The following is a 26,420-nucleotide window of genomic DNA, read 5'->3' as shown; positions in this document are numbered from 1 at the left end:
TTAAAGATCATTAAACCATTTATAAATATCCATATCGGAAGCTATGCTCAGTTTTTTCCGAAGTCTGTTTTTCCGATTCTGTATTGCCTTTGGAGTTACAAACGTGTAAGTTGCAATTTCCTTCGTTGTTAAATTAAGCTTTAAATAAATACAAAATACAAGCTCTGAATTTTTAAGGTCGGGCTGGATTGCAGATAGTTTACTGAAAAAATCCGGCTCCACCAATCTGAATTTACTCAGCAGACGAGGAGAATTTTCTTTTGCCAGTGCTAAAATTTCGTCCTGTACAAAAATCTTTTGGTTTAAATCTTCTAAATTGAATTCAGTTTTTTCGTTTTTCATAATTTTCTCATCTCTTCTAATTTCTGAGGCTTTTCCGACAAGCTTCAGCATAAATCTCTTCGTTCTCTTACCTCAGTTTTTGTGCGATGAAGCTAATTTTCTGAGGTGTTTTTAAGTCTTGAATAATCTTTACTGTTCCAATAACATATTTTTGGTTACTTTTTTTCTTTACTTATTGTATTTATGCTTAAAATAATATCGTAAAAACAACGATTAAGATTTTAACCAAAGACAAAGAAAGAAAAAATGATTAAAATTTTACATAATAAAAATACCACATACATACCACGTTATTTCTGCTGTTGCCTTATTTTTCGGGATCTTTTTCTGATATTTCAATTATCTGAGAACAAATCTAGAAGTTTTTGTCATCTTTTTTTATGATTACGATCAATACAAATGAAATACAAGGTTCATTGTCACCAATACCATTCTAAAGCAATAAAAAATATCGCTTCAGGGACGTATGAAAAAAAAGCAAAGTATAAAATGGAATTTTAAAATGTACTTAATCCCAGATTCAGTTGTTTCTGGAATTCTTCAAAATATTGCGCGAGATGGAGACCGTCTGCCAAACCGTGATGCGCTTCTATAGAAACCGGAAGAAACTTCTTTCCTTCTCTGATACTGAATTTTCCGAAGGCGATTTTAGGAATGCATTCTTTAGGATCAAAATTTGTAGGATGCAGCAGTGCGCTGAAAGATGTCCACGGAATGGATGTATGTCGGATATGATTGATAGGCAAACCATCATTGCTGATTCCCAGTCCTGTAGAATTTTGTACGTTTTTTACCTGTTCCTGAAGTCTTTCATTGAAAATATCAAAATCTTCAGAAAAATGAAAGAATGAAAATCCAAAAGTTCCGTCTTCTCTGCCAATCGTGCTTCCCACATGAACCTCATCATATAAAATCACCTCATCATTTACAATTCTCAGTTTCAGGGCATTTACAGAGTTTACGGCAATCATAGATCTGTAAAGATATGCCGCAAAAAACGACTGTTTATTTTTTTTCGCCTCATCATAAGCTTTGGTACAGTCTACTTCAGAAGTAAATCCGAAATAAGGGCTTTTCATTTTAGAAAAAAATTCGAAATGCTCCTTCCTGTTCCAGCTTTCAATATCTATAATCTTCACTACTCTATTTTTTGCAAATGTCTGTAAGTTTTATCAATTATAAAAGTTCTGAAGAAATAAATGTAGTCTGCAACGTATTTTTGTACAGGATTTGCAGTAAAAAAACAAATTATTATTTAAAGTTTGTATAAACTAATTTTAAATTTAACTTCAAAAGATTTAAAAGACTTTATTGGATTTAATTTAAGTGTTTCAAAAGTCTGCTAAGAGAGAAAATCTTTGATTTTTCTTAACTTATGTGCTCTTTTTTCATTTAGATATTCAACTTAAACAACTAAAGTGTTACAATCTTTTGCATCTTTGGCAGTAAAAAAGTTTAAACAAGTTTTTCAGTAAAACGATTGGAAATGAAAGAAAAAATAGGATTTATCGGATTAGGAAATATGGGACATCCGATGGCAAAAAATTTAGAAAAAGCAGGAATTACACTGTCGGTTTATAACAGAACGCCCGAAAAAGCGGAAGATTTTAAAGAAAAATCTGTTGTTTGCGATACCGTTGAGGATGTGATAAAAAACAGCGATATTATTTTCACCATGCTTACGAACGATGCCGCAGTGAAAGATGTTTATCAGAAAATTCTTTCACTTGATATTTCGGAAAAGCTTTTTATAGATATGAGTACGATTTCGCCTGAAATGACGGGGGAAATTTCGAGTGCGGTAAAAATAAAAGAAGCCGGTTTTATCGATGCTCCGGTTGCGGGAAGTACAAAACCTGCTGCAGAAGGAACATTACTGATTATGGCTGGTGGCGAGGAAAAAGATCTTAAAAGAGCCGAACCTTACCTGCAAAAGCTTGGAAAAACCATTAAACATTTGGGAGAAAACGGAAAAGGAATTGCCGCGAAGCTTTCGGTTAATTATTTTCTTTCAGCGATTTATCAGGGACTTGCAGAAACGGTGCTGTTTTCGGATAAACTGGGAATCGACCGTAAAGATATGCTTGAAATCATTAATGAAAGTGCAAGCGGGAGTGGCGCTACCAAAGTAAAAACGCCGCTTTTAACAGAAGAAAATTACGATCCCGCTTTTGCTTTGGATCTGATGCTGAAAGATATTCTTTTGGCTAAAAATGCAGGGGCAGATTTTCCGCTGTCTGAAGCTTTAATTAAAACCTACCAATCTGCTCATGATGAAGGTTTTGGAAAGGATGATGTGATCGGAATCATTAATTATCTGAAAAAATAATCCAACAAAAATCTTCTGAAAATATATCGTCTTCAATTATTTTTATGTTGAATTTTTCAATTGTGGTCGGGTTTTTGAATAAACAAGAGTAATTAAAATTCAGTTTTAACAGAAAATCAATCACTAAAATATAATATTATGTCAACAGAAAATCTTACCCACACAGAAGCGGTTAAAAAAATCAAGGAATTATCTGAAAATGCAAGAATCTGTATGTTTTGTACAGAACTGGATAAACTTCCGATCAATTCCCGACCAATGTCGCTTCAGGAAACCGATGACGAAGGAAATTTATGGTTCATCAGCGGAGATACAAGCAACAAAAATTTTGAAATAAGAGACGATAAAAGAGTTCAGTTATTTTTCATGAATAATTCTGATTATCAATATCTTTCGGTTTACGGAGATGCTACTATCTACAAAGACAAATCGACGATTGAAGACAAATGGTCGCCCATGGCAAAAGCATGGTTTGAGGAAGGAAAAGATGATCCGAATGTATCCATCATCCGTGTAGAACCGAAAGAAACCTATTACTGGAATACGAAAGCCGGAAAACTGGTGAGTCTTTTCAACTTTGTAGCGGCAGCGATTACAGGAAATACGACCGATAATTCTGATGGCGTTGAGGGGACAGCAAAAGTATAATTACTTTCTATACAAAAACAAAAAGCAGCTTTATGAGAGCTGCTTTTTAATTGGTATTTTTTGATTATTTTTTAATAAATTTTTTACTTTGCGAAAATTCACCGTTAATATTGGATACGGTAAACACGAGAATATAATTTCCGGGCTGTAATGATGAAAAATCTAATTTCAGCTCATTTTTACCTCTTGAAAAATTGGTTTTGTCTATTTTTTTAACAATTCTGCCGGATACATCTAAAATCTCTGCACTTACGCCGGAAGTCTGAATAAGATTAAAGCTTACTTTTGCTTCATCCGCTATAGGATTGGGCGAAATGGTAAGATTGCTGAACTGACCTCCAGTCTCAAAACTTACATCATCCACTCCCAGTGTTCCTGCTACAAAAATATTTGCGGTTGCTGTATAACCTGCTGAAGTACTTCCCGAAACGGTCATAAGTTCAGAAGCATAAGAATCACTAAAAACCATATCATTTGTGTTTGTAACAGAATTTGTTCCGCTAGTCGCATAATAAGTATTTACTGTTGTATTGATTGCATCGGGAAACGCAAGCTGGGTTGTCAGTAAAAGGTTGTTGGAAGCATCATAGATCTGCACATGGATATGTGTAGCGCGGGGAGTATACCATCCCGGATAGATAGATGTAAAGGTTACCTGTCCGTTTGCATTGGTATACTGAATACCGCGAAGCCAGGTTTGTCCAGTAGTGTTCTGTGTTCCGTCAATTCCCGGCTGTCCGGAATAAGCGGAATAATATCCTCTTTTGTTACAATGCCAGATATCTACACGGTATCCCGATCCTACTGCAAGGCAATTGTTATTGGTATTCAGAACAGTTATCGTAAGAGTAAGCGCAATACCGGTTTGTGTTCCTTCGGTAATATTTGTTCTTACTAAGGTAGAAGTACTTACACTGCTTGGTGTAGGATACGGACCTGCCGTTTCCGAAGCTGTTGCAGTACAGGATAAAAGATCCTGATTAGAAGGTTCATCCATGATGTCTTCCATAATATTCTTACCGGTGAATGCCATTAACGGAACAGATGCTCCTACGATACCGATACTTTTTAGAAAGTCTTTTCTTTTCATGCGTGTTATTTTAAAATTAGTATAATGTGCAGACAAATAAAAAAAAGAGATTAAAGGCAGATAATTCCTTCCTTTAAATTCTACTTTTTTAATTCTACAAATATATTTAAATTTATCATATTTTTAAATATTTATGAATTTTTAATATTCTTATCATAATAAAAACAATGAATAATTGAATTTTATTATTAAGAAAACCTACAATCATTGAAATTTGCAAAATTATTTTATTAATTTGTTTATCTTGTTTTTACGTCAAATTATTAATTTAAAATTAACAACTGAGCATTCACTGTTTTTTTTACAGTTAAAAATTCTTCACAAATCCTATTCCTACATTTCCTTTCTGATAGTAAGGCATCATCATTGCCTGAGATTTTTCCGGATTTCCGCCTAACAGTTTATTGATTTTCGGATAAAGCCAGTACGGGTAATGTGGTCAAAAATAGTTGGTGTTTTTCACAAAAATAATTCGTAATATTTGGCTGTTGATTGGAAGAGGAAATGAGCAATGCTGAGGAGCAACTCATCAGCAATACAATCAACGCTGTAAACAATAGTTTAGAGGATGGCTTTTGCCATCCTTTTTTTCAAATTATTGGAATAGCACTATGGCTTAAAACCTTTTACGAACAACGCTTACTGTTTTGCTTTCCAAAAAAAATCACATCCATACTTTTTGAAACTCCAACAACGATATTTTTTGAATTTTCAGCTACAAAAAAAGTTTATTGAAACAAAGTTCAATAAACTTACTGTATCATTAGTAATAATAAGCGTTGCGAAGAATTTCACCAACTATTTTTGACCATTAAACCCCAGTACGCCAGTTCGGTAGATAAAATCCCGAATCCTGCGCCACCGATTACGTCTCCGAACCAGTGTTTATCGTTCAGCATTCTGTACACTCCTGTAAAAACCGCCAGAGAATATCCTGAAATTCCCAGCAAAAGATTGTGGTCTTTATATTCCCTGAACATAAACTGCGCCGATGCAAATGCAATGGCTGTGTGTCCGGAAGGAAAAGAAAGCCTGTTGGAATGATCCGGTCTTTCTTCTTTTACGGCGTGTTTCAGCGGAATAGTGATGGCAGAAGTGATCATCATGGAAGTTCCGTAGATAATGCTTCTCTCACGGAAATTATGTTTTCCTTTTACTCCGAAAGCATTGAGTCCGTAAACCAAAACTGCGGGAGCAAACTGGGTGTAATTATCGAGTTTGATATGATCCGGCTTATGTTCGCTAATTTCGTATTGTGTGGAAGAATTCAGTGTTTTTAGTTCGTCAATACTCAGACTGGCAATTCCGTAAGAAATTAATACAGTAGGAATAATCAGTTTTTTATAGCTGAACTGATGGATCTTATCTTTAGGAAGGCTTTTCAAAACCATTACAGAATCTGCATTGTCTTTAAACTGCAGACTGTCTGTTTCCTGAGCGTAGATAGATTGAAAACTACTTACAACTAAAAACAATCCTGCAAAGAATTTTCTCATAAGACAAATGATTTAATGGTCAAAAAAATAGATTTGTATTTTCTCTCAAATATAAAGGAATTACAGATAGTACTAATTCAAAAATTTAAAACTAAGCTTAATTCTTATCCAAGCTAAATAAAAATAACCCACACAAAAATGCATGGGCTAAATTGATTATTTTAAATAAGATAATGCTTTATCCATTAACAACGATTCCTCCATTGGGATGAAAAACCTGTCCTGTAAACTGAGCTGCCTCTTTACTTGCCAGAAAAAGAAAACTGGTGGCAATTTCTTCCGGCGTAGCATTTCTTTCAAAAGGTGGCTTATTTTTATCCTCCTTTTCCTCATCAAAGGTTTCTTTGGTTAAAGGTGTTGTTACCGGTCCCGGAGCAACCGCATTCACGCGGATTCCTTTGGGTTTTGCCTGTAACGCCAAAGATCTTGTAAAAGAAACAATAGCACCTTTCGTTGCTGAATAATCCAACAATTCAGGATGTCCCTGATACGCCGCTGCCGAAGTCGTATTAATAATGGAACTCCCCTCTTTCAGATACGGAAAAACAACTTTCGTTAATAAAATCATACCGATTATATTTGAATTGAATGTTGTCCGGATATTTTTTTCTTTGAGTTCTTCGAGGCTTTTTGATGGAAACTGCGTTCCTGCATTGTTCACAAGAATATCAATCTTTCCAAATTCTGAAACCACTTTGGAGGTTACCTCTTCACAGAAGTCATAATCATTAATATCCCCTTTGAAAACAGAGCATTTTCTGCCCAGATTTTCAATTTCTGACTTTGCTTCGCGGGCATTTTTTTCATCCGAATGATAAATGATCGCAATATCTGCGCCTTCTTCAGCAAAAAGCAGAGCTACAGCTTTTCCGATTCCGCTGTCGGCTCCTGTGATAAGGACGGTTTTACTGTCTAATTTCAATTCATTCATTATTTTAAAATTAAAAGCTGATTGATCTCACTTTTAAAACAGCCTAAAATAAATTCGGTATAGTACAACTGAGCATTCAGTGCCTGTGTTTTCGGGTGAAGTTCCAGTTTTTTAGTCAGTACAATTTCTCCTTTGTACGAGAAAGAAAAGTAGGCAAAAATCTTATACGAGGAATTACGGATCGGCGTACAATATCCCGTTGTCGCAATAGACCAGTCGGATTCGAAAAATTTGGCGACATTTAAAGCCATTGTTTCTGCAATATTTTCCGACACGCAGTCGCATTCTTCGGCTTCGGCCTGATCTACGTTCAGCAGTCTTACTTTTTCGGGTAAAGTGTAGGTGGTCATTCCGCCTTTATAAAACAATGATGCATTGGGCATTTGTGAAAAGGCAAGCTGTAAACAGCCGGAGGTAACGCTCTCTACCACAGAAATGGTTTCATCAGCGGTAATGAGCGACTGACTGATGTAATCTAAGAGGTTTTTTTGAAATTCCATAATCTTTACTATTTTAAGTGGTTGTGGTGTATAATATTTCTGTTTGTACAGATTAAAATTTATGCATTTCTTTCAGCTTCAAGCTCCCATACTCTGTGGTTGGCAATGGCTTCCGTAAATTTATGGTCGGGATCAGAATCTTCCCAGTTTACAATGGCAGGATCTTCATGCTTTTTCACTGCGACATTGCTGCTTTTATAAATTACTTCTGTGCCTTCCCCAAAATAAATTGCTTTGCAATGTTGATATGCTTCATTGATGAACTGTAACACTTTGTGTTTGTTTTCTGCGTTCATAAGCTCTTTGGCTGCCTCTTCTCCCGCTCCGATAAACAAGGCATCAAAACATACGCTTGCCGTGCTTGTAAGAGAATGTTTCGGTGTTAAAGCATCTCCTTTGTCTGTCTTTACCGGAGCCAAACTTGGTGCGATAATTTCTACAACTGCATTCTGATCTTCCAGTTTATTTTTTAAATCATTTATAATGCCAAAATCTGCTCCACTGGCAACAATAAAGCCTATTTTTCTTCCCTGTATGGTATTTTTTACAGTATTTGCCATACTCAAGGCTTCAGAAGCTCTTGTATGGGCTTCTCTTTCCTCACTTTGCAGGTCTGCAGGGTTGCTGTCTGCCGGAAGACTCTGGTTTGGAAATTCCAGTTCTTTTACCTCAACGCCAACTTTTGAAGCAACGGTCTGCGCCAGAGATTTATCAATAAAATTAAGCTGTCCGACCACTCTTTCCCGAATTTCCGGAATGGTAACTTTCGACAGTTCAAAAATCAGGGCGTTCTGAAGGTGTGTTTTTTCATAATCGGACTGGCTGTTGTAAAATAATTTTGCCTGAGAATAATGATCTACAAAACTTTCGCTTCTGGCTCTTATTTTTGTCCCTGAAACTCTTTCCTGATGTGAGGCAAATCCTCCTTCCGACATCATTGCCTGAAAAGGACATCCTCCTCCGATAGAATTGGGTTCGTAGCTTACTTTTCCTTTTACGATCTGCTGTCTCATGTGTCCGTCGCGCTGGTTGTTGTGAACGGGATTTACAGATCTGTTGATCGGAATTTCATGGAAATTGGGCGAACCTAATCTTGAAAGCTGTGTATCTGTGTAGGAAAATAGCCTTCCCTGCAAAAGAGGATCGTTGGAAAAATCGATCCCCGGAACCAGATGTCCCGGATGAAAAGCCACCTGCTCTGTTTCTGCAAAGAAATTATCCGGATTTCTGTTTAATGTTAAGGTCCCGAAAATCTCTACCGGAACTTCTTCTTCTGGAATAATTTTCGTAGGATCGAGAAGATCAAAATCAAATTTATCTTCGTCTTCTTCGGGAATTAATTGTACTCCGAAATCCCATTCCGGAAAATTACCGCTTTCGATAGATTCCCAAAGATCTCTTTTGTGAAAATCCGGATCTACTCCCGAAATTTTCTGTGCTTCGTCCCAGGCTACGGAATGAACGCCGAGTTTTGGCTTGAAATGAAATTTTACAAAATGGGCTTTTCCTTCATCGTTAATAAATCTGAAGGTATGAACGCCAAAACCTTCCATTCTGCTGAAACTTCTCGGGATGGCTCTGTCGCTCATCACCCACATAATCATGTGCATACTTTCGGGCATCAGAGAAATAAAATCCCAGAAAGTATCATGCGCAGAAGCAGCCTGAGGAATTTCATTGTGCGGTTCCGGCTTTACGGCATGTACAAGATCCGGAAATTTAATGGCATCCTGAATGAAAAAAACTGGTATATTGTTTCCTACGAGATCGTAGTTTCCTTCTTCTGTGTAAAATTTTATGGCAAAGCCTCTTACGTCCCGAGCTAAATCTGTACTTCCTTTGCTTCCTGCAACGGTAGAAAATCTTACGAAAACCGGCGTTTCTCTGTCTGTTTCTGTTAAAAATTTAGCTTTTGTATATTGTTTAAGACTTTTCTTCAGCCTAAAAACGCCATGCGCTCCTGATCCGCGTGCATGAACAATTCTTTCAGGAATTCTTTCATGATCAAAGTGGGTAATTTTTTCTCTCAGAATAAAATCTTCCAGTAAAGTGGCTCCTCTTTCTCCTGCTGTAAGGGAATTCTGGTTATCATTTATTTTAAGTCCCTGATTGGTTGTAAGTTTTGTATCGTCATTTGATGTGGTGTGCGACGCGAGCTGATCCAGCTTATCATTCGTCGTTTTTTTGTCTTTCATAATTTTACTATTTTGTGGTTTATCTTTTTCAAGATGGCTTGTGTGTATCTTTAGAAGTTTCTTTTAGTTCTTCCTTTTTCATTTGGTCTGAAGCATCCATCAGTGCATTTTCAGCAAAATAAATGTCTTTTATTGCTGAAATAAAGAACCTGTGAAGCGAAGAATTCTCCATTTCATTTTCATTCACAGCATTATTTTCTGTCTGTCTGCTTTTTTCCGACGCAGATGATGGATCTGCGGCGTTACTTTTATCTTTATTATCTGTGGTTTTGGCTACCATGATTTTTTTGGTGTTTGATGTTCATTAAAGATTACCTCTCTGCATAATCACAAATAAAGAGGTAATCCGGAAGAGTATTATGAGTTAAACATTCCCCCTAATCCTGATCGGATAAAGTTCAGGCTCCTGCTATTTTCTTATGTTGAATTTGATTTAAAGTATTTACAAGATCCGCTTTGAAAGTGTGATCTGTAAATATCCAAAGTAATGTAAGTGAAACAGATAATAAATCTACGACTGAAAATGTATCGTTTTTATGACTTCAGTCATATTGATCTGATTAATATAAAATTTTTCGGCTTTCTATTTTTAAACTGCCTTCTTTTTCCATTTTTTTCAGGGTTCTGATCACCGTTTCTACGCGTAATCCGGTAAGATTGGCAATCTGCTGTCTTGTAAGATCTACATGAAAACACTGTTCGCAGTCTCCTTCATGATAACTTTTAAGATAATCCAGCAGACCTTTCAGCCTTACAGCAGGATTCTGGGAAGACATATTCTGCAGCATGATCGCTTTAAAATACAATCTTTGTGAAAGGCAGGAATTCATTTCTAAAGAAATTTTCGGATTTTTTTCTAAAAGTTCCATGAAGTTTTTCTTTGCAAGCCTTATGATTTCTACATCCGTCATACAGATTGAATTCATTACATAGAATTTTTCCAGAAAAAGCATCGGATCTCCAAAACTCTGTTTTTCTCCTAAAATATTATGAATAAACTCTTTGCCTTCTTCATTATAGCTGTTCTGCTTTACTTTTCCTTTTACAATCTGATAGTAATAAAAGGCATTGTCTCCTTCTTTATAGATAATTTCCTTTGCTTTATAAAATCTATCTTCTGCTCCGAATGTATATAATAATTCAGGATCAATATTCATGCAGCTTATAGTTTTCATATTTTTAGAATTTTAACAATTCTTCTACAAAAAAAAGACCACAAATTCTATATTTAATACAATATTTTCCGTTTTCTGATTTTTACAGTCTGTTTTCTCTCATGAACTTACTCGTTTAGACGGGAGTTTCCAGTAAGATCAGCCATCTGTTGTCTCATAAACGGTGCTGAGTTTAACCTTTCCTCTGATGAGGTGATGATAATAATTGGGATGGCTTACTTCGGTAAATCTGCTTTCCGAAGGTTTGTAGTCTTTGATACTGGCTCCTACCGAATGCAAAATTTCTTCTTTAATAATCATATAAATTATTTTTAACATTTCTTTAATTATAAAGCATTCTCAGTAGGAATAAAATTGGAAATACATTTTATATATGCAAAAATCGCACCCAAAATTTATTTACGTTTAAAGAATACTCAATAAAAAATATTGTCTTCAAAATAAAAATTCATTACTCAAGTTAAACCCGCTTCTTAATCTGAAAACGGGTTTTTCATTTAATTATGTGAAATTTATTTTGCCGTTTTTGTACTGTCTGCATTCTTTCCTGCGGAACGTACCGTTGTACTGTCTGCCAAAGGAATGGAATCATTAGACATTGTTGTGGTTGCATTAACAGAAGAATCCGTTATCGTGGCAGAATCATAGCCGGAATCGGAATCGGAAGTTGTTGAGTTTTCTTTTTTCTGACAACTCCATACAAGAAGCCCAAGAAGGGCAATTGACAGGATACATTTCATAATATTATATTTTAAGTGGTGTGATCTTTCAAAAATAGGATAATATTATGTTAAGTGTTTATGACCTTGGTCATAACAAAAATGCATACTCAAACAGAGATCTGAGAATGATTATAAATTAACCTAAGTTCAGGATAAGATAAATTTAAATAATTGATTTATAGAATTATATTAATTTATCGCAAAGAAAAACAAAAGATTTTTTTTAATTATTGAAAGTGGGTAAGCTAAACAAAGGCACTTCGTTTATTTAAAAAAGACGAAAATGGTATTACTTTGATAAGTTTTACGCCTTTGTACATCTTAAAAGCTGAATTCCTAATAATTGAATCTCTTTGTTTAACCTTGCGGTTAAGAAGACTTATCCCGAACTCAGGTTAAACTAAGAGATATTTTGGAGATTATTTGCTGTCCGGAACGAAGTTTTTTCTTGCGAGTTCTTTTCTAACGCGGCTCAGACTTTCCGGAGTAATGCCAAGATAAGAGGCGATCATCCACTGTGGAACTCTCAGCAACAGATCCGGATACATTTTAATGAATTTCATATAGCGCTCTTCCGCAGTTTCTGCAAGAAGGGAATTGATTCTATCCTGAAGACTTTTAATATGTTTCTGAAGAAGAATATCGCTTTTTTCGAGGCTGTCGGGGAATTCTCCGATCAGTTTGTTGATGAAATCCGGATGCAGCAGAAGCACTTCCGAATCTTCTACGGCTTCAATATAGTAAACAGATTTTTCATTAAAATAAAGACTGCTTCGGTCTGAAGTAAGCCAGCTTTCCGGCGCAAACTGAATAATGTGTTCTTTCCCGTTTTTATCGATGGAATACATTTTCAAAAGTCCTTTTTCTACAAAATAAATATATCTGCAGACTTCCCCGTATTGTAAAAGGAACTGATTTTTCTGCACTTTTTTTACTTCATAATGCAGACTGCACATATTCACTTTTTCTAAAGGAACATTTAAAACTCTTGCTAAATAATTATTGATATTCGTCATTATATAATTTGGTCTACCGATATACTCTGGTGTGAAGCGTTATTAATGGCTTTTCCGTTTTCTATCACAATCAGTTGCGGACTCTGGTGCGTTACTCCCAAATCTTCTGCAATCTTATTGGAAATCGGTCTGTGAGCCAACAAATCTAAGTAATATAAATCTATTTTCTGATCCAGATTTTCTATTTCTTTTTCAAAATTTCTCAACACGGTTTTGCTGATGAAGCAACTTGTTGAATGCTTGAATATTGCAATCCTGTGCTGAAAAGAACTTTCAACGGCTTTCTGAAGGTCTTCCTCGGATTCTATCTTTTTCCAGAACGATTTCTGCTCCGAAGCGTCTTCTTTTCCGCCAAATATTTTATCAAAAAAACTCATGTACTAAATTGTTTTAAGTGATGATCCAGATGTTTATATTCTAAAAATCCCCAGTCTTTTTCTTTCATCCGTCCGAAAAGCTCATGATGACGGGGTAAATTTCCGTTTTCAAAATTAATACGGTAATCGCATAGTGTTTTCAGAAGGTTCTTTTTTTCTGCATCAAAATCACACTCAAAATTAACAATAAGTTTTTGAAAAGTCGGCATATTTCGGGGAATTCCGTTATTAAAAATTTGCATTTCTATTTTTGTGAAAATTCCTATCCCGCGAAAAAGCATATTCACCGGAGGAAGCTGTAATTTTTTCTGCGGAATCAACAGTACATCACTGCAATGCCTCATCATCTGACTGACAGTCATTTTTCCCCATTTTTTTGGCGAATTTTCTTTCAGGCATGAAATTCTGTTTATAATTTCCTTAAAATCTTCAGGATTATGGAGACTTTTCTTTACCAACCTTTTTCTTTCTTCAGATTTTCGATGTGCGTAAAATGATGATTACAGTGCCATGCGTACAGCGCAAGATAACTTCTCAAATTATAGTTTTTATTGTGTTCCGGATGATGAAAAGTTCTTTCAAACTGTTTGTTGGTCATGCTTTTCAGTAAAACAGTCCATCTCTGGTGTGTTCCTTTCAGCATTCTCATGGCAGGTTTTACCGGCATCGTAAGACTGTCCTGAAGTTCTGCCCATTTTGCTTCGTCATAAGGCCTTATCGTCGGATTTTCTTCCGTAAGAGCGAGTTTCAGGCGCGTAAAACTGTTGATATGACTGTCTGCCAAATGATTAACAACCTGTCTCACCGTCCATCCTCCTTCCCTGTATTGGGTATCCAACTGTTCATCACTGAAATGTTCTATAAGATTTTTAAGTCTTCCCGGAAAATCTTTAATGACTTTGATATATTCATCAAGCTTAATGTCGCAGATATTTTCAGATTCCTGAAACTGTCCTATCGGATATTTCTTTTGTTCTAAGGTGTTCATCTTTATTTATAGTTTTTAATACGCTAAACAGAATAACAGCGTCTTTATCTTTTAAGTAGTATAACATTCTGTTTTTATAATTGTCCTCTCTTGAGAAAATCATAAAATGATGGTGATATTGTTTTAATTCCAGATCTTCAAACAAAATTTCTGTCTTATTAAATCTGATTCTGTCTTCAGCAATTTCAATTCCTGAAACACTGAATTTTTCTTTATTCTTAAATTTTAAATAATAATTACTTGTAATATCTCGAATAAACTTATCCCACAATTCATCAATAATATCGCAATATAACTGATGCTTTTCGGCTAATTTTCTTCTGTAAAAAAGCTTGAAATTAATTTTAAGTTCCCTTCCCGATTTATTTTGGATAAAAATTAAATATTCTCTGCCAATATAAAACTTCAAACCTCTTATAAAATGAATACCATAGCGAATTCCGGCAATATCTTCCTTGTTAATAATCGTAAATAAATCATTGTTTTGATCTTTATTTTCAAATTTTATACAATTATCGTCAATAATTAATGATCTTTTCCGGTTATCCAACAATCCGCGAACAATGGTAAATTCTTTCATAAATGCCGATTTTTCTGAAATTATTGTTCAGACTTTTTTTGAATATTAGTTTTTGTAAATTTATTAAAATTTAAAGAAAATTGAATATGAAAAAGAATTAACCAATGAAAATCTTTGATTTTCTTCTTATGCGATCTTTTGCAGTAAAATCCCTCTGTCATTCTGAATGGAATTTTTCGCAGCATTATGCAATGAAGAATCTCTTAAAACGTTATGATTTGAAATCTTTCGGCTTCACTTCATTGCGCTCAAAATGACAAATAAGACAAAAGATTTGGGTCTTTATTAAAAGTTAACAAGCGTAAGAAGAAATGAGCACAACATTTTTTAAAAATCTTTGATCTTTTACTTTTGAGCACTTTTATTGTCTTGAACTTAGCTTTGTCATTCGCTTTTGTGGTTAAATAAAAAAAGCCTCAATTTTAAAATTGAAGCCCTGTATTTTATTAATAACCGTGCAGATTAACATCCTCCGTTCTCTGTAGAGTCACTTTCCTTCCCATTTTCTTTTGGATTACCCGGAAATGCTGCAATTCGTCATCCGTTAAAATAGTAATCGCCGTTCCCTTTTCATTGGCACGTCCTGTTCTTCCGATTCTGTGAATGTAATCCAAAGGCGAACGCGGCAATTCGTAATTAATGACGCATGGCAAAGATTCTATGTGGATTCCACGACCGATCAGGTCTGTTGCAACCAAAATCTGAGCTCCGTTCGATTTAAATTCTTCCAGATTATTTCTTCGTGCTCCCTGCGATTTCTGACTGTGAATGGCAACCGCTTTTATTTTGTTTTTCTTTAATTTTTCAACCAGATTATCTGCTGCCCTTGTTGAAGAGACGAAAATCAAAGCTTTCTCCACCTTTTTTTCTTTGATTAAATAGCGTAAAAACGGCCCTTTATTTTCCGGAGCCACATGATAAGCCAACTGTTCGATATTGTCTATTTCAACTTCCTCTTTTTTAATCTCAACAATCGTCGGATTGATGGATAAACGCTCTTTCATCTCAGAAACTTTATCATTCAAAGTGGCAGAAAACAAAGTTGTCTGTCTGGCAACAGGCATCATTGCGAAAAGCTTATTCATCTCTTCACCAAAGCCTAATTGAAACATTTTATCCGCCTCATCAATCACCAGATGCTGAATTCCGGAAATGCTCAACGCATTATGATCGATCAGATCCAATAAACGACCGGGCGTAGCGATGAGAACTTCAACCCCGAATAATCCTTTCATCTGCGGATTGATGGAAACACCGCCATAAACTGCCATGGTACGAACTTCACGCTTCAAATTGTCTGTAAAAGCCCTGAAAACCTCATCAATCTGAATCGCCAGTTCACGGGTAGGAACTAATATAAGAACCTGAACATTACGGTCTTTTTTAACCTCCGTGTTTTGCAGTTTTTCTAAAATAGGCATCACAAAACAAGCTGTCTTTCCCGAACCGGTCTGTGCAATTCCCATCAGATCTTTTCCCTGCAAAATAACGGGAACAGCCTGCTCTTGAATGGGGAAAGGTTTCAGATACCCCAGTTTTTTAACGGAACGAATAATATTGTGCGATAATCCTAAAGATTCAAATGACATAAAAAATTTAATTTTTGCAAAGATAAGTTATTAGAATTTGGTTTTACGCTTATTTGTTGGCAATCCCAAACACGCAAGGATTTATCTACGATAAAAACAGTTGAAAATTATTGATGTTCTTGCCACTAAAAACGACATAACTGTTAAAAACAGGTAGCAACTTTGCGATTACCAAAAATAAATCAATCCTCTGTCAAAAAATTATTAAACGAAATGCCGATTTGTCCGATAATTCTGTTTTGGACAATTTTTTGAAGCTAAGAATTCGTAGATTTATCAAAAATTTCGAGATTTTAAATATGAAAAAAGCGTTAATAATCGTAGATGTGCAGAATGATTTTTGTGAAGGCGGAGCTTTGGCAGTTCCGGGAGCTAATGAAGTAATTCCTTACATCAATGCTCTGATGGAAGAAAACGAATACGATCAGATAGTACTTACCCAAGACTGGCATCCTGCAGATCATAAAAGTTTTGCCAGCAATAATGGCAGAAAAGTAGGCGAAAGCATTATTTTAAATGGGGTTCCGCAGTTTATGTGGCCGGATCACTGTATTCAGGGAACTTTCGGGGCAGAATTCCATAAAGATCTTAACAGAGAGAAAGTAACCCACATCGTACAAAAGGGTAAAAATGTAGAAATCGACAGCTATAGCGGTTTTCAGGACAATAATCATTTCATGAAAACAGGTCTGGACGATTTTTTAAAGTTTCATGACATCCAGTTGGTGGAAATCGTAGGTCTTGCTATGGATTACTGCGTAAAATATACCTGCACCGATGCTGTGGCCAATGGTTATGTAACCTGTCTTCACTTCAACGGAACACGTGCCGTAAATGTAAAGCCGGATAATGGAAGAGATGCCATTTATGATATGATTCAGAAAGGGGTTACGGTTTTAGGTTAGTTTTTAAATACAAATTGCACGAATGCTTTTTCACAAATAGTACAATTTAATATTAAACTTAATAATGAAGTTGTTTAAAGTAAAAGAGTTTACTCCTTTAGGAGCAGAATCTGTGTAGAAATAAGAATAAATCCGTCAATCAATCCATAGGATTGATATCTTAAATACGATACATTTTCTAAAGATAGCGTTCCTACGGAACGCAGAATGCCTTGCGAATATGGTGTCTACACAGATAAAACTCTATAGAGTTTTCTACCATTTTACTTTAAACAACTTTAATATAACTATCGCAAAGACGCAAAATATTCTTTAAATACGGTCTTTTCTTAAGGCGCAAAAATTTTATATACGATAAAATTAAGCATTAATCCTTCTTGAAAAGCGTCTTAAAGATTGGAGAACGAATAAAAATCTTGTGTCTTTGCGCTTTCTAACAAGAATATTTTAGTGATACAAAAGTTTAAATAAACTCATTGTGCTATTTGTGAAAAAGCATTCGTGGCATTCGTGTTAAAGCAAAAAAAAGACGCTGAAAAAAATTCAACGTCTTTTTATTTTTAGCTTAAAATTTACTTCAAAATTAAAGCATTTTAAGATTATTCACTTCCTGCTCTGTAAGGATTCTCCAGTGTCCTCGCTTGATGTTTTTCTTCGTTAATCCGGCAAACATTACTCGGTCTAAGGCTTCCACTTCATATCCTAATCTCTGGAAAATTCTTCTGATAACACGGTTCCATCCAATGTGGATTTCGATTCCCACTTCATTTTTCGGTTTTCCTTCAATGAATGAAATCTGATCTACTTCGGCAACTCCTTCATCCAGACGGATTCCTTCCGCGATAAGCTTCATGTCCTCGTGCGTAAGCTTTTTATCCAATGTTACATGATAAATTTTCTTTGCATCAAAAGACGGGTGCGTTAATTTCTTCGTCATGTGACCATCGTTCGTTAAAAGAATAACACCTGTTGTAGAACGGTCTAATCTTCCTACCGGAAAAACTCTGTACGGTGAAGCGTTTGCTACAAGATCCATTACTGTTTTTCTGGCTTTGTCGTCTTTTGTAGTAGAAATATACCCTTTCGGTTTGTTAAGAAGAACGTAAACCGGTTTTTCAGGGGTAATATTCTGTCCGTCGAAAACCACTTTATCCGTTTTCTGAACCTGATATCCCATTTCTGTTACCACTTTTCCGTTCACTTCCACCAGACCTTGCGTGATCAGCTCATCGGCTTCTCTCCTGCTGCAGATTCCGGAATTGGCGATGTATTTATTCAGACGAATCGTGTCTTTATGTACATCTTTCTCAATTTTATTCAGTCTTCTCTTCTGTACAAAAGATTTATTCTTATCTTCTCTGTTTTCTGTTCCGGGTCTTCTTCCGTATTTCAGGCTGCCTCTTTCGTATTTATCTCTTGTATCAAAAGTATTGGTTCTGCTTCCGCCTCTTTTCGGTGCAGATTTTCCGAAAGATTTTTTTTCTTCCCCTGAACTGGTTATGAAAGGTTCTTTTTCTGTCTTCCCGTATTTCTTATCCATTCTGTCCTGATAGCTCGTACCGCTTCTCTTCGAGTCTGAATTTCTTTCTCCTGCTTTCGGGAAAGATTTTTTAAAAGGTTTTGATTCTGAAGAATTTCCAGATCTGGAAGCACGAGAATTATCAGAATTTTTCTTAGTTGAAATTCTTGGTCTCTTTGGTCGTTCTGAATTATTGTTATCTCTGCTCATTCTAAAAATTTCTGCAAAGATAGTATATTTAATAACGAGTTAAAAATTAAGAATCATAACTTTGCAATATAGTTTTACATTTAACCCTACAGAAAATCTGAAAATGATAACAATATTAAACGATAATTTTTCTCAATTAAACGACTTCTTACACGAAAAATCTTTCAGCAAAATCTTTATTCTGGTTGATGAAAATACGCATGAATATTGTCTCCCAATCCTTTTAGGAAATATGGAAACGGATCTTGGCTTTGAAATTCTGGAGATTGAAGCAGGTGAAGAAATGAAGAATATACAGACGGCGAACCAGCTTTGGGAAATTCTCACAGAAATGCAGGCAGACCGAAAAGCTCTGGTTATTAATCTCGGCGGCGGCGTTATTACGGATATGGGCGGTTTTGTAGCGTCTACTTATAAAAGAGGAATTCAGTTTATTAATATTCCGACGACACTTTTATCGATGTGTGATGCTTCCATCGGGGGAAAAACAGGGATCGATCTGATGCATTATAAAAACATGGTGGGAACTTTTACTTTTCCTGAGAAAATCTTTGTTTATCCTAAATTTCTTGAAACCCTTCCCTTCAAAGAATTAAGAAGCGGATTTGCCGAAATGCTGAAACACGGATTAATTGCCGATAAATCTCACTGGGAAAATCTCACCCAAATTAATAAACTGGATATTGAAGGCGTAATTCCGCATATTCAGACGTCGATGGATATTAAACAGAATGTTGTTCAGGAAGATTTTCACGAGAAAAATATCAGGAAAACGCTCAATTTCGGTCATACGATCGGTCATGCCGTAGAAAGCCTGTGCTTAAGTCAGGGTAACCCTATTCTTCATGGCGAGGCAGTTGCTATGGGAATGATTACGGAAGCGCATCTTGCTTATCTTGAAGGTTTAATTTCTGAAGAAGACACTATGATTATTATCGAAAGCATTCAAAAATATTATCCTTACCTTGATATCAGCGATTTCAAAGACGAAGATATTTTCGGTCTTTTACTTAATGACAAGAAAAATGCTGACAGTAAAATTAATTTTTCCCTGCTTACCGAAATCGGAGCGTGTAATTTCGATCATCAGTGCAGCCTGAAAAACATCACGGCTTCTTTAGATTTTTACAGAAAACTGAATGATGTTTCTCTTTAATTTCTGAAAATTCTGATAAAAACCTAACTTATTTTAAGCATAATTCAGAATTTAGATTATTTCTAAACAAATGTTTAATTGAAAAATTAAATTTCTGAAAACCAAAATATTAAAATAAAATCCGTTTGTTTTTACAGGCGGATTTCTATATGACATTTATCATAATTTATTTTTTGGCAAGCAATTTGAAAGATACTCTCCGTCAAACTGAAAAATTGACAGTAGTAAAATTTAAAATTAGAAATAGTAAAAATTAAAAAATTAAAGTTATGAAAAAGTTAATTTTAGGAGTAGCACTTACAGCTGGTTCATTAGCATTCGCTCAGACAACAGGTTCATCTTCAAGCCCGGTAAGATTTGGTATCAAAGGTGGGATGAACGTAGCTTCTCTTTCTAAAGATGCAAGTCTTGAAGATCAAAAATCTAAAATCGGATTTAACGCAGGTGTTTTTGCAAACATTCCTTTAGCAAGTTCATTCAGTGTTCAGCCGGAGGTTTTATATTCTCAGTACGGAGCTAAAGTAAAAAGCACAGACGAATTTACTGCATTAGGTACAACAACTAGAAACGTTGAGTCTTTTTCAACTCACTTAGATTACATCGCTGTACCGGTAATGTTCCAGTATAACTTTGTTCCAAACTTTTACGTTGAAGCAGGTCCGGAATTCGGATTCCTGGTAAGCGCAAAAAATAAAGGAGACAGAACTACAACAGTAACCAATGCTTCAGGAACAACAACTTCTTCTGCAAGCTATACAGATGATATCAATAAAGACAACCTGAACACATTTAACTTCGGTATCGGTTTAGGAGCAGGATATTATTTCACAGATAACCTTGGTATTACTGCAAGATACGTTGCGGGTGTAACAGACGTTGCTAAAGACAGACCAAGCGGTTCTGATGCAACAAGAAACAACACATTCCAGGTTGGTTTAGCTTACAAATTCTAAGAAGCTGATTCAGTAAAAACAATTTTGATTTCAATACATAAAAAGGTCAGGTTTCATCATGAAGCCTGACCTTTTGATTGGATAATAAAATACCATTCAATACATAATAATTCACTCTAAAAATTGTGAATTATTAACATTTCAATATCGGAAAATCCTTTATTTGGCAAGCATTTTGTAAAATAACTGTTACCTGAATGAAAATTTCAGGAAACAAAAAAGTAGTAAAATTTAAATGTAAAATTATGAAAAAGTTATTTCTAGCAATGGCAGTAACAGGAGGAGTATTTGTGTTTGCACAGGAAGTAAAAACAACAGCTACCCCACCGGTGAAAATGAAGGAGCCTGTAAGATTTGGTATTAAAGGAGCGGCAACCGCTTCCCAATTCAGCGAACAGGAACTTACAGCCAAAAACCAGAAAATAGGATTTAATGCAGGTGTTTTCGTAAATGTACCATTATCTGAAAAGTTTGCATTACAGCCGGAAGTTTTATACAACCAGATGGGTGCAAAAAGTGTACTTTCCGATTCGGAAGTTACCACAGGAACTACAACGGTAAGAACAAAGCAGGATTACAGTACTACGCTGAACTACATTTCCGTACCGGTAATGCTTCAGATGAAACCTACCGATAATTTTTATGTAGAAGCAGGTCCGGAAGTAAGTTATTTTGTAGACGGTAAAAACAAAGGTGAACAGACTATTGCCACAACCACTGCGGGAACAACCACTACACAGACTTTATCAGCTTCAGAAAGCATTAACAAAGACGATATTAAAAAGTTCAATTTAGGTTTTGGAGTCGGTCTGGGATATTATTTCACCCGTAATCTGGGCATTAATGCGAGATATGTAAACAGTCTTACCCACATTTACAACAATTCTGATGCAGTAACCGATGCTCAGAAAAATGTAAACACAAACAGATCATTTCAGTTAGGGCTGAACTATAAGTTTTAAATAAAAAACAATTTTTGATTTCATAACAAAGATCAGGTTTCATCATGAGGCCTGATCTTTTTCTTTTTATTAAATTTGCAGCACTTTAATAATAAACATTCATAAAAATTAATAGACTATGAAAAAGATTTTTCTAGGACTTGCGATTACAGCAGGTACATTTTCATTCGCACAGGAAAAAGCAGCAGCTTCAGCTTCACCGGTAAAATTCGGAGTAAAAGCGGGACTTAACGTATCTTCTATTAACGATAACGATTCTAAGGCAAAAGCAGGATTCTACGGAGGTTTCTTTGCAAACATTCCTGTAGCAAGTTCTTTCAGCGTACAGCCGGAAGTTTTGTATAACGGAATGGGTGCTAAAGACAAAACTTATTCTTCTGTAAAGCTTAATCTGGATTATATTTCAGTTCCTGTAATGGTACAGTACAATGTTCTTCCGGATTTATATGTTGAAGCTGGTCCTCAATTCAGTTTTGCAATCAGCCAAAAATTAAAAGGTGACGGAGGTTCTGTAGATGTAGATCAGGCTTTCAAAGGTTTTGATCTTGGTTTAGGTCTTGGAGCAGGTTATTATTTTGAGCAGAAATTCGGAATTACGGCAAGATATGTTGCAGGACTTACGGATATCGCAGAAAACAATACAGGTGATGCAGTAAGAAACGGCGTTTTCCAGTTTGGTGTAGCGTATAAATTCTAAGTAACTTAAACACAATAAAAAATGTCAGACTTAAAAATTTAAGTCTGACATTTTCTTTTTTATGGAAATATTTTAATTGAATAATTCTACTTCCTCTCCTTTTCCTACAGGATATTCTTCCGTGAAACACCCGAAACAGTGATTGGCAGAGCCTAAAATTTCTTTCAGATTTTCAACGCTTAAGAATTCAAGAGAATCTACTCCTAAGTAATCTCTAAGTTCTTCCGTAGACATATTGGCAGAAATCAGATCGTCTTTCGACGGCGTATCGATTCCCAGATAACAAGGAGCGATAATCGGCGGAGAAACGCTTCTGAAATGAATTTCCTTCACTCCTGCATCTTTAAGAATCTTAACGAGTCTTTTTGAAGTGGTTCCACGTACAATGGAATCATCAATAATCACTACTCTTTTATCTTTAATCTCGGAAATAATCGGATTTAATTTCAGGTTCACTACCCTTTCTCTCATTTCCTGAGTCGGTACAATGAAACTTCTTCCGATGTATCTGTTTTTAATTAAAACCGGACGGAAAGGAATTCCCGAAGCCTTGGAAAAACCAATGGCAGCCGGAACTCCGGAATCCGGAACTCCAATCACAACATCTGCTTCCACGGGAGCCTGATGCCAGATTTTTTCTCCTGATTTTTCCCTGATTTCGTACACATTAATATTTTCTAAAGTAGAATCGGGTCTTGCAAAATAAATATATTCAAAAGAACAGATTCTCTGCTTTCCTTTTTCTTCATCCACCATGTAAGAATGAAGTTTTCCGGGTTCGTTTTCATTGGTATAAATAATTTCTCCCGGTAAAATATCTCGCACGTATTGCGCTCCTACTGCATCTAAAGCCACAGATTCTGAAGCTACCACGTAAGAATTTTCATTAATTGCTCCCAAAACCAAAGGACGGATTCCGTTGAAATCTCTGAACGCAAAGAATTTATTTCTCGTCATCCCGACAACCGAATAAGCACCTTCAATTTTTTCCATGGTTGCTTTAATGGCTCCTCGAAGTCCCAAATCAAGATTTTTCTGAATCAATCTTAAAATAACCTCAGAATCGGACGTTGCTCTGAACACAACTCCTTCTGCTTCCAGTTCTGTTTTCAGTTCTTTGGCATTGGTTAAGTTACCGTTGTGTGCAATCGAAAGAATAATCTGGTCGTATTCGTTTTTCGCGAAAAACGGCTGAAAATTATATTTCTTTTTGTCTCCTGCAGTCGTATAACGCGTGTGTCCGATCGCAGAATTTCCCATAAAAGTTTCAGGATCGTTGATCTCTTTATAAACATCCAAAACCAGACCTTCATCTTTCATATTGGTAATTTTTCCGTTTTTAAGAACAGAAATACCACAAGCTTCCTGACCTCTGTGCTGTAATGCAAAAAGACCGAACTGTGAAAGAGAAAACGTATCCAGATCATTATCAGAATACATTCCGAAGATTCCGCACTCCTCGTTCGGAGCGTCTAATTTTTCTTCTTCCTGCGTTCTGAAGAGATTTCTTCCGTAGGTTTGGGTTTCAAATTGTTTTAAATATTCACTTTTATGAATGTCTAAACTTTTCATTTCTATTTTTTCTAAATTTTGATGGTGGAAGCCGGGAGCTCGAAGTCTGAAATTCACAACAAAACCATTGCCTATTCAGATAAACTTCCAGCTTCCAACTTCTGGCTTCTGCCTTCTGCCTTAGTAATTATTTAGCAAGTACCGTTTTCAGTCTGTTATAGATCTCAACGTAAGCTTCTGTAACTTCACCAAGATCTCTTCTGAATCTGTCCTTATCCAGCTTCTTCATCGTATCTTTGTCCCAAAGTCTGCACGTATCCGGAGAAATTTCGTCTGCAAGGATTATCTCGCCGTCTGCCGTTTTTCCTAATTCAATTTTGAAATCTACTAAGATGATGTTCATTTTATCGAAAAGATCGATTAAGATTTCATTGATGTCTGAAGTTAATTCATACATTTCATCAAGCTCCTCATACGTTGCAGCTCCTAAGAATACTGCGTGGTGATCGTTAATTAGCGGATCTCCCAATTCGTCTTTTTTGTAGCAGATATCGAAGATGGTAACCGGAGATTTAATTCCTTCTTCCACTCCCAGTCTCTGCGCCATACTTCCTGCCGAATAGTTTCTTACCACCATTTCCAAAGGAATGATGGATACTTTTCTTACCAACTGCTCTCTTTCGTTCAGTTGTTTAATGAAATGAGTCTTAATCCCTTTTTCATTCAGATATTCAAAAATAAGAGTCGTGATCGCGTTGTTCATCTCTCCTTTAAGATCTACGGATCCTCTTTTCTGAGCATTAAATGCAGTGGCATCGTCTTTGAAACGTACCACTACTTCATTAGGATTATCGGTTGCAAAAACCTGTTTTGCCTTACCTTCGTACAACATTTCTTTCTTTTCCATTTTCTAAAATTACTTTTATTAGATTTATATTACTTAATTAAAATTCCTGTTAAAACTGCCATTCCAAAGCTCAGAAGGGTTCCGATGAGAACGTATTCGGTTAACTTTCTCTGCTTTGCCTGAGCAAGATCACTGAATCTGAAAACAGATTTTGCAGCAACCATAAAACCTACGCCTTCCCAATGATTAACTACAATAAAGGTGAAAACCAATAAACGTTCTAAGATCCCGATATATTTTCCGGCACTCGATAAAGATTCGGTTTGTATGTTATTCTGAGTTTCGGGAACCGGAGTCCACGAAGACAATAATATCTTGATAAAAATGGAAGCCGGTGTCGTTAAAAACAAAGCTGCCATGATGATTTTTAAAATTTCCTGATTTTTTAAAAAGTCAAAATTAAATTCATTGAAATAAAAGGAAACTCCTGCGATCACCACAATATGCAAAGCCTGATCGATAAAAAACCATGATTTTTTAGATTTTACGGTCTGAAAACTAAGCTTCGCAGCATCTATAATGAAATGTGAAGCTCCAACCAGAACGGCGATCCACCAAAATTCGGTATTCCAGAGGAAAATAAAACTCAGAATGGTGTGGATGAGAACATGAAGGTACAAATATCTGCTTTTCAGTTTTTTGCTTTCCTTCTCTGCAACCCATGAATTTGGCTGAAGAATAAAGTCTCCAAATAAATGCGCCAATATGAGCTGAATAAAAACCATGCTTACAGTTCGGATATTTTTTTTCTGAAATATTGATTGGTTTCTACGATCAGTTCATAGTTTGCACGCTTCAGTCTCTGGCTTACAGAAGATTGTGAGATGGCAAACTTTTTCGCAAGATCTTCCTGCGTGATGTCTTTATTCATAATCATCTCATGAATAATTTCTGCATTGGCAACCGTCCAGGAATCAAAATCCTTAGAAGACCATTTCAGCAGAATATTAAGGTCCCGGTCTACGGAATCATTAGATGTTTTAATGGAAACGGTATGTCCGTCATTTTTAAGATCGTTCAACAGTCTTCCGGAATGTACATAAGCCGTTCCGTTGGATTCGGTGATTTTTTCAGATGAAAAATTTTCCTCACCAATACCAATGGCAATTCTTACGTCTAAATTTTCCTGACTTTTTATAAGTGATTTTATAGCGAGAAAACGCCAGAATACTTCATCTATCTTACATTTGAACTGAAATTCGTCTCCTCTGTAGATTTCCCATGTACCGGGAGCGCTTCCCCAATGTTCGAGAAGATTTTTAAGCTTGGTGATCCAAACCTCTGTTTCCGCGTGCTGCGAATTTATAATATCTCCGGTAATGACCGCTATCATTCTGCAAATATAAGCATTATTACTTATAAATAAAAAATATAAGCAGAAACACTTATAGATAATGATTATTAGTGATTCTGCTTATATCTATACCTTATAGTTGACTGCATTTTTCAATCTCTAACAGAAAATTTAAGAAATTGACCAGCAAAAAAGTAAAAACATACTGAAAATGTGTACAGAAATAAGATTTCAAAGAATAAAAATAATTTTACTAAAAAGATTATTTTAAATCAAAAAGTAACTTTTGTGTTCTGTTGTCATGATTTTATTCAAAAAAAATAAATT

Annotated in this window: 29 protein-coding genes; 7 read left to right on the top strand and 22 right to left on the bottom strand. The window is 35.6% G+C overall.

What is annotated here, in order from left to right; all coding sequences use genetic code 11:
- Together B0E34_RS13370 and B0E34_RS13365 are read right to left on the bottom strand one after the other, a co-directional pair.
- Entirely contained in the window at positions 1–393 is a 393-nt protein-coding gene (locus B0E34_RS13370; protein ID WP_087710165.1) for a helix-turn-helix transcriptional regulator, read from the bottom strand.
- 446 nt (positions 394–839) lie between these two features.
- Entirely contained in the window at positions 840–1,481 is a 642-nt protein-coding gene (locus B0E34_RS13365; protein ID WP_087710163.1) for a chloramphenicol acetyltransferase, read from the bottom strand.
- 347 nt (positions 1,482–1,828) lie between these two features.
- On the opposite strand from B0E34_RS13365, the gene B0E34_RS13360 reads away from it, so the two are divergent.
- On the top strand, positions 1,829–2,671 hold the full coding sequence (locus B0E34_RS13360) for an NAD(P)-dependent oxidoreductase (RefSeq protein WP_087710162.1): 843 nt from the start codon (positions 1,829–1,831) through the stop codon (positions 2,669–2,671).
- 138 nt (positions 2,672–2,809) lie between these two features.
- Entirely contained in the window at positions 2,810–3,319 is a 510-nt protein-coding gene (locus tag B0E34_RS13355; protein WP_087710160.1) for a pyridoxamine 5'-phosphate oxidase family protein, read from the top strand.
- 64 nt (positions 3,320–3,383) lie between these two features.
- Here the strand turns inward: B0E34_RS13355 and B0E34_RS13350 are convergent, their stop codons facing one another.
- The 15 genes from B0E34_RS13350 to B0E34_RS13280 form a co-directional block, all read right to left on the bottom strand.
- Positions 3,384–4,409, bottom strand: a complete 1,026-nt coding sequence (locus B0E34_RS13350) for a T9SS type A sorting domain-containing protein (protein ID WP_165762988.1) — start codon at positions 4,407–4,409, stop codon at positions 3,384–3,386.
- 791 nt (positions 4,410–5,200) lie between these two features.
- Complete coding sequence (locus B0E34_RS13340) at positions 5,201–5,905, bottom strand: phosphatase PAP2 family protein (protein ID WP_228423080.1); 705 nt, start codon at positions 5,903–5,905, stop codon at positions 5,201–5,203.
- Positions 5,906–6,083: 178 nt separating this feature from the next.
- Positions 6,084–6,836, bottom strand: coding sequence for an SDR family oxidoreductase (locus tag B0E34_RS13335; protein ID WP_228423079.1), 753 nt, complete (start codon positions 6,834–6,836; stop codon positions 6,084–6,086).
- Positions 6,836–7,336 carry a CinA family protein gene (locus tag B0E34_RS13330; RefSeq protein WP_076390227.1) on the bottom strand — a complete coding sequence of 167 codons (501 nt, stop codon included), beginning with the start codon at positions 7,334–7,336 and terminating at the stop codon, positions 6,836–6,838. The genes B0E34_RS13335 and B0E34_RS13330 overlap by 1 nt, the downstream gene beginning before the upstream one ends.
- 59 nt (positions 7,337–7,395) lie before the next feature.
- Positions 7,396–9,531, bottom strand: a complete 2,136-nt coding sequence (locus B0E34_RS13325; protein WP_087710154.1) for a catalase — start codon at positions 9,529–9,531, stop codon at positions 7,396–7,398.
- A 28-nt stretch (positions 9,532–9,559) separates the two neighbouring features.
- The gene (locus B0E34_RS13320) at positions 9,560–9,811 is read right to left on the bottom strand and encodes a ferritin family protein (protein ID WP_087710152.1); all 252 of its coding nucleotides are present in this window, start codon (positions 9,809–9,811) and stop codon (positions 9,560–9,562) included.
- A 280-nt stretch (positions 9,812–10,091) separates the two neighbouring features.
- On the bottom strand, positions 10,092–10,706 hold the full coding sequence (locus B0E34_RS13315; protein WP_228423078.1) for a Crp/Fnr family transcriptional regulator: 615 nt from the start codon (positions 10,704–10,706) through the stop codon (positions 10,092–10,094).
- A gap of 138 nt (positions 10,707–10,844) precedes the next feature.
- Positions 10,845–11,006 carry a hypothetical protein gene (locus B0E34_RS21350; protein ID WP_165762987.1) on the bottom strand — a complete coding sequence of 54 codons (162 nt, stop codon included), beginning with the start codon at positions 11,004–11,006 and terminating at the stop codon, positions 10,845–10,847.
- Between the two features lie 212 nt (positions 11,007–11,218).
- The gene (locus B0E34_RS13310) at positions 11,219–11,446 is read right to left on the bottom strand and encodes a hypothetical protein (protein WP_087710150.1); all 228 of its coding nucleotides are present in this window, start codon (positions 11,444–11,446) and stop codon (positions 11,219–11,221) included.
- Between the two features lie 401 nt (positions 11,447–11,847).
- A complete protein-coding gene (locus tag B0E34_RS13305; RefSeq protein WP_076390232.1) occupies positions 11,848–12,444 on the bottom strand; it encodes a Crp/Fnr family transcriptional regulator in 597 nt (198 codons plus the stop codon).
- On the bottom strand, positions 12,444–12,821 hold the full coding sequence (gene ytxJ, locus B0E34_RS13300) for a bacillithiol system redox-active protein YtxJ (RefSeq protein WP_087710148.1): 378 nt from the start codon (positions 12,819–12,821) through the stop codon (positions 12,444–12,446). Before ytxJ ends, B0E34_RS13305 begins: the two co-directional genes overlap by 1 nt.
- On the bottom strand, positions 12,818–13,279 hold the full coding sequence (locus tag B0E34_RS13295; protein WP_228423077.1) for a DUF1569 domain-containing protein: 462 nt from the start codon (positions 13,277–13,279) through the stop codon (positions 12,818–12,820). Before B0E34_RS13295 ends, ytxJ begins: the two co-directional genes overlap by 4 nt.
- Positions 13,273–13,809 carry a YfiT family bacillithiol transferase gene (locus tag B0E34_RS13290; protein WP_087710147.1) on the bottom strand — a complete coding sequence of 179 codons (537 nt, stop codon included), beginning with the start codon at positions 13,807–13,809 and terminating at the stop codon, positions 13,273–13,275. Before B0E34_RS13290 ends, B0E34_RS13295 begins: the two co-directional genes overlap by 7 nt.
- Positions 13,757–14,389 carry a hypothetical protein gene (locus tag B0E34_RS13285; RefSeq protein ID WP_087710145.1) on the bottom strand — a complete coding sequence of 211 codons (633 nt, stop codon included), beginning with the start codon at positions 14,387–14,389 and terminating at the stop codon, positions 13,757–13,759. Before B0E34_RS13285 ends, B0E34_RS13290 begins: the two co-directional genes overlap by 53 nt.
- A 446-nt stretch (positions 14,390–14,835) precedes the next feature.
- Positions 14,836–15,978 carry a DEAD/DEAH box helicase gene (locus B0E34_RS13280; protein ID WP_076390236.1) on the bottom strand — a complete coding sequence of 381 codons (1,143 nt, stop codon included), beginning with the start codon at positions 15,976–15,978 and terminating at the stop codon, positions 14,836–14,838.
- 299 nt (positions 15,979–16,277) lie between these two features.
- Between B0E34_RS13280 and pncA the strand changes: the two genes are divergently transcribed.
- Entirely contained in the window at positions 16,278–16,883 is a 606-nt protein-coding gene (pncA, locus tag B0E34_RS13275; protein WP_087710143.1) for a bifunctional nicotinamidase/pyrazinamidase, read from the top strand.
- 583 nt (positions 16,884–17,466) lie between these two features.
- Here pncA and B0E34_RS13270 read toward each other — a convergent pair.
- Positions 17,467–18,612: a pseudouridine synthase gene (locus B0E34_RS13270; RefSeq protein WP_228423076.1), complete on the bottom strand. Its 1,146-nt coding sequence runs from the start codon at positions 18,610–18,612 to the stop codon at positions 17,467–17,469.
- Between the two features lie 103 nt (positions 18,613–18,715).
- On the opposite strand from B0E34_RS13270, the gene aroB reads away from it, so the two are divergent.
- The 4 genes from aroB to B0E34_RS13250 all read left to right on the top strand — a co-directional run bounded on the left by aroB (position 18,716) and on the right by B0E34_RS13250 (position 22,380).
- Positions 18,716–19,768, top strand: coding sequence for a 3-dehydroquinate synthase (gene aroB, locus B0E34_RS13265; protein ID WP_087710141.1), 1,053 nt, complete (start codon positions 18,716–18,718; stop codon positions 19,766–19,768).
- 269 nt (positions 19,769–20,037) lie between these two features.
- Complete coding sequence (locus B0E34_RS13260; RefSeq protein ID WP_087710139.1) at positions 20,038–20,721, top strand: porin family protein; 684 nt, start codon at positions 20,038–20,040, stop codon at positions 20,719–20,721.
- A gap of 245 nt (positions 20,722–20,966) precedes the next feature.
- Positions 20,967–21,683: a porin family protein gene (locus B0E34_RS13255; protein WP_087710562.1), complete on the top strand. Its 717-nt coding sequence runs from the start codon at positions 20,967–20,969 to the stop codon at positions 21,681–21,683.
- 118 nt (positions 21,684–21,801) lie between these two features.
- On the top strand, positions 21,802–22,380 hold the full coding sequence (locus B0E34_RS13250) for a porin family protein (RefSeq protein WP_087710138.1): 579 nt from the start codon (positions 21,802–21,804) through the stop codon (positions 22,378–22,380).
- A gap of 72 nt (positions 22,381–22,452) precedes the next feature.
- Here the strand turns inward: B0E34_RS13250 and purF are convergent, their stop codons facing one another.
- From purF to B0E34_RS13230, 4 genes are all read right to left on the bottom strand, one after another.
- Entirely contained in the window at positions 22,453–23,952 is a 1,500-nt protein-coding gene (purF, locus tag B0E34_RS13245) for an amidophosphoribosyltransferase (RefSeq protein ID WP_087710136.1), read from the bottom strand.
- 127 nt (positions 23,953–24,079) lie between these two features.
- Positions 24,080–24,799, bottom strand: coding sequence for a phosphoribosylaminoimidazolesuccinocarboxamide synthase (gene purC, locus B0E34_RS13240; protein ID WP_076390242.1), 720 nt, complete (start codon positions 24,797–24,799; stop codon positions 24,080–24,082).
- A 29-nt stretch (positions 24,800–24,828) separates the two neighbouring features.
- Entirely contained in the window at positions 24,829–25,524 is a 696-nt protein-coding gene (locus tag B0E34_RS13235; protein ID WP_087710134.1) for a DUF3307 domain-containing protein, read from the bottom strand.
- A gap of 2 nt (positions 25,525–25,526) precedes the next feature.
- Positions 25,527–26,132, bottom strand: a complete 606-nt coding sequence (locus tag B0E34_RS13230; protein ID WP_076390244.1) for a SatD family protein — start codon at positions 26,130–26,132, stop codon at positions 25,527–25,529.
- Between the last annotated feature and the right edge of the window lie 288 nt (positions 26,133–26,420).

Origin of the sequence: Chryseobacterium mucoviscidosis (assembly GCF_002177115.1) — a bacterium.
GTDB classification, from domain to species: domain Bacteria; phylum Bacteroidota; class Bacteroidia; order Flavobacteriales; family Weeksellaceae; genus Chryseobacterium; species Chryseobacterium mucoviscidosis.
The sequence above is the reverse complement of the archived record's forward strand: the minus strand, read 5'-3'. Positions and strand labels throughout refer to the sequence as shown.

Excerpts from the sequence above, each read along its gene's own strand:
- B0E34_RS13370 (WP_087710165.1), bottom strand. The coding sequence starts at position 393 with ATGCTGAAGCTTGTCGGAAAAGCCTCAGAAATTAGAAGAGATGAGAAA.
- B0E34_RS13360 (WP_087710162.1), top strand. The coding sequence starts at position 1,829 with ATGAAAGAAAAAATAGGATTTATCGGATTAGGAAATATGGGACATCCG.
- B0E34_RS13355 (WP_087710160.1), top strand. The coding sequence starts at position 2,810 with ATGTCAACAGAAAATCTTACCCACACAGAAGCGGTTAAAAAAATCAAG.
- B0E34_RS13350 (WP_165762988.1), bottom strand. The coding sequence starts at position 4,409 with ATGAAAAGAAAAGACTTTCTAAAAAGTATCGGTATCGTAGGAGCATCT.
- B0E34_RS13340 (WP_228423080.1), bottom strand. The coding sequence starts at position 5,905 with ATGAGAAAATTCTTTGCAGGATTGTTTTTAGTTGTAAGTAGTTTTCAA.
- B0E34_RS13335 (WP_228423079.1), bottom strand. The coding sequence starts at position 6,836 with ATGAATGAATTGAAATTAGACAGTAAAACCGTCCTTATCACAGGAGCC.
- B0E34_RS13330 (WP_076390227.1), bottom strand. The coding sequence starts at position 7,336 with ATGGAATTTCAAAAAAACCTCTTAGATTACATCAGTCAGTCGCTCATT.
- B0E34_RS13325 (WP_087710154.1), bottom strand. The coding sequence starts at position 9,531 with ATGAAAGACAAAAAAACGACGAATGATAAGCTGGATCAGCTCGCGTCG.
- B0E34_RS13320 (WP_087710152.1), bottom strand. The coding sequence starts at position 9,811 with ATGGTAGCCAAAACCACAGATAATAAAGATAAAAGTAACGCCGCAGAT.
- B0E34_RS13315 (WP_228423078.1), bottom strand. The coding sequence starts at position 10,706 with ATGAAAACTATAAGCTGCATGAATATTGATCCTGAATTATTATATACA.
- B0E34_RS21350 (WP_165762987.1), bottom strand. The coding sequence starts at position 11,006 with ATGATTATTAAAGAAGAAATTTTGCATTCGGTAGGAGCCAGTATCAAA.
- B0E34_RS13310 (WP_087710150.1), bottom strand. The coding sequence starts at position 11,446 with ATGAAATGTATCCTGTCAATTGCCCTTCTTGGGCTTCTTGTATGGAGT.
- B0E34_RS13305 (WP_076390232.1), bottom strand. The coding sequence starts at position 12,444 with ATGACGAATATCAATAATTATTTAGCAAGAGTTTTAAATGTTCCTTTA.
- ytxJ (WP_087710148.1), bottom strand. The coding sequence starts at position 12,821 with ATGAGTTTTTTTGATAAAATATTTGGCGGAAAAGAAGACGCTTCGGAG.
- B0E34_RS13290 (WP_087710147.1), bottom strand. The coding sequence starts at position 13,809 with ATGAACACCTTAGAACAAAAGAAATATCCGATAGGACAGTTTCAGGAA.
- B0E34_RS13285 (WP_087710145.1), bottom strand. The coding sequence starts at position 14,389 with ATGAAAGAATTTACCATTGTTCGCGGATTGTTGGATAACCGGAAAAGA.
- B0E34_RS13280 (WP_076390236.1), bottom strand. The coding sequence starts at position 15,978 with ATGTCATTTGAATCTTTAGGATTATCGCACAATATTATTCGTTCCGTT.
- pncA (WP_087710143.1), top strand. The coding sequence starts at position 16,278 with ATGAAAAAAGCGTTAATAATCGTAGATGTGCAGAATGATTTTTGTGAA.
- B0E34_RS13270 (WP_228423076.1), bottom strand. The coding sequence starts at position 18,612 with ATGAGCAGAGATAACAATAATTCAGAACGACCAAAGAGACCAAGAATT.
- aroB (WP_087710141.1), top strand. The coding sequence starts at position 18,716 with ATGATAACAATATTAAACGATAATTTTTCTCAATTAAACGACTTCTTA.
- B0E34_RS13260 (WP_087710139.1), top strand. The coding sequence starts at position 20,038 with ATGAAAAAGTTAATTTTAGGAGTAGCACTTACAGCTGGTTCATTAGCA.
- B0E34_RS13255 (WP_087710562.1), top strand. The coding sequence starts at position 20,967 with ATGAAAAAGTTATTTCTAGCAATGGCAGTAACAGGAGGAGTATTTGTG.
- B0E34_RS13250 (WP_087710138.1), top strand. The coding sequence starts at position 21,802 with ATGAAAAAGATTTTTCTAGGACTTGCGATTACAGCAGGTACATTTTCA.
- purF (WP_087710136.1), bottom strand. The coding sequence starts at position 23,952 with ATGAAAAGTTTAGACATTCATAAAAGTGAATATTTAAAACAATTTGAA.
- purC (WP_076390242.1), bottom strand. The coding sequence starts at position 24,799 with ATGGAAAAGAAAGAAATGTTGTACGAAGGTAAGGCAAAACAGGTTTTT.
- B0E34_RS13235 (WP_087710134.1), bottom strand. The coding sequence starts at position 25,524 with ATGGTTTTTATTCAGCTCATATTGGCGCATTTATTTGGAGACTTTATT.
- B0E34_RS13230 (WP_076390244.1), bottom strand. The coding sequence starts at position 26,132 with ATGATAGCGGTCATTACCGGAGATATTATAAATTCGCAGCACGCGGAA.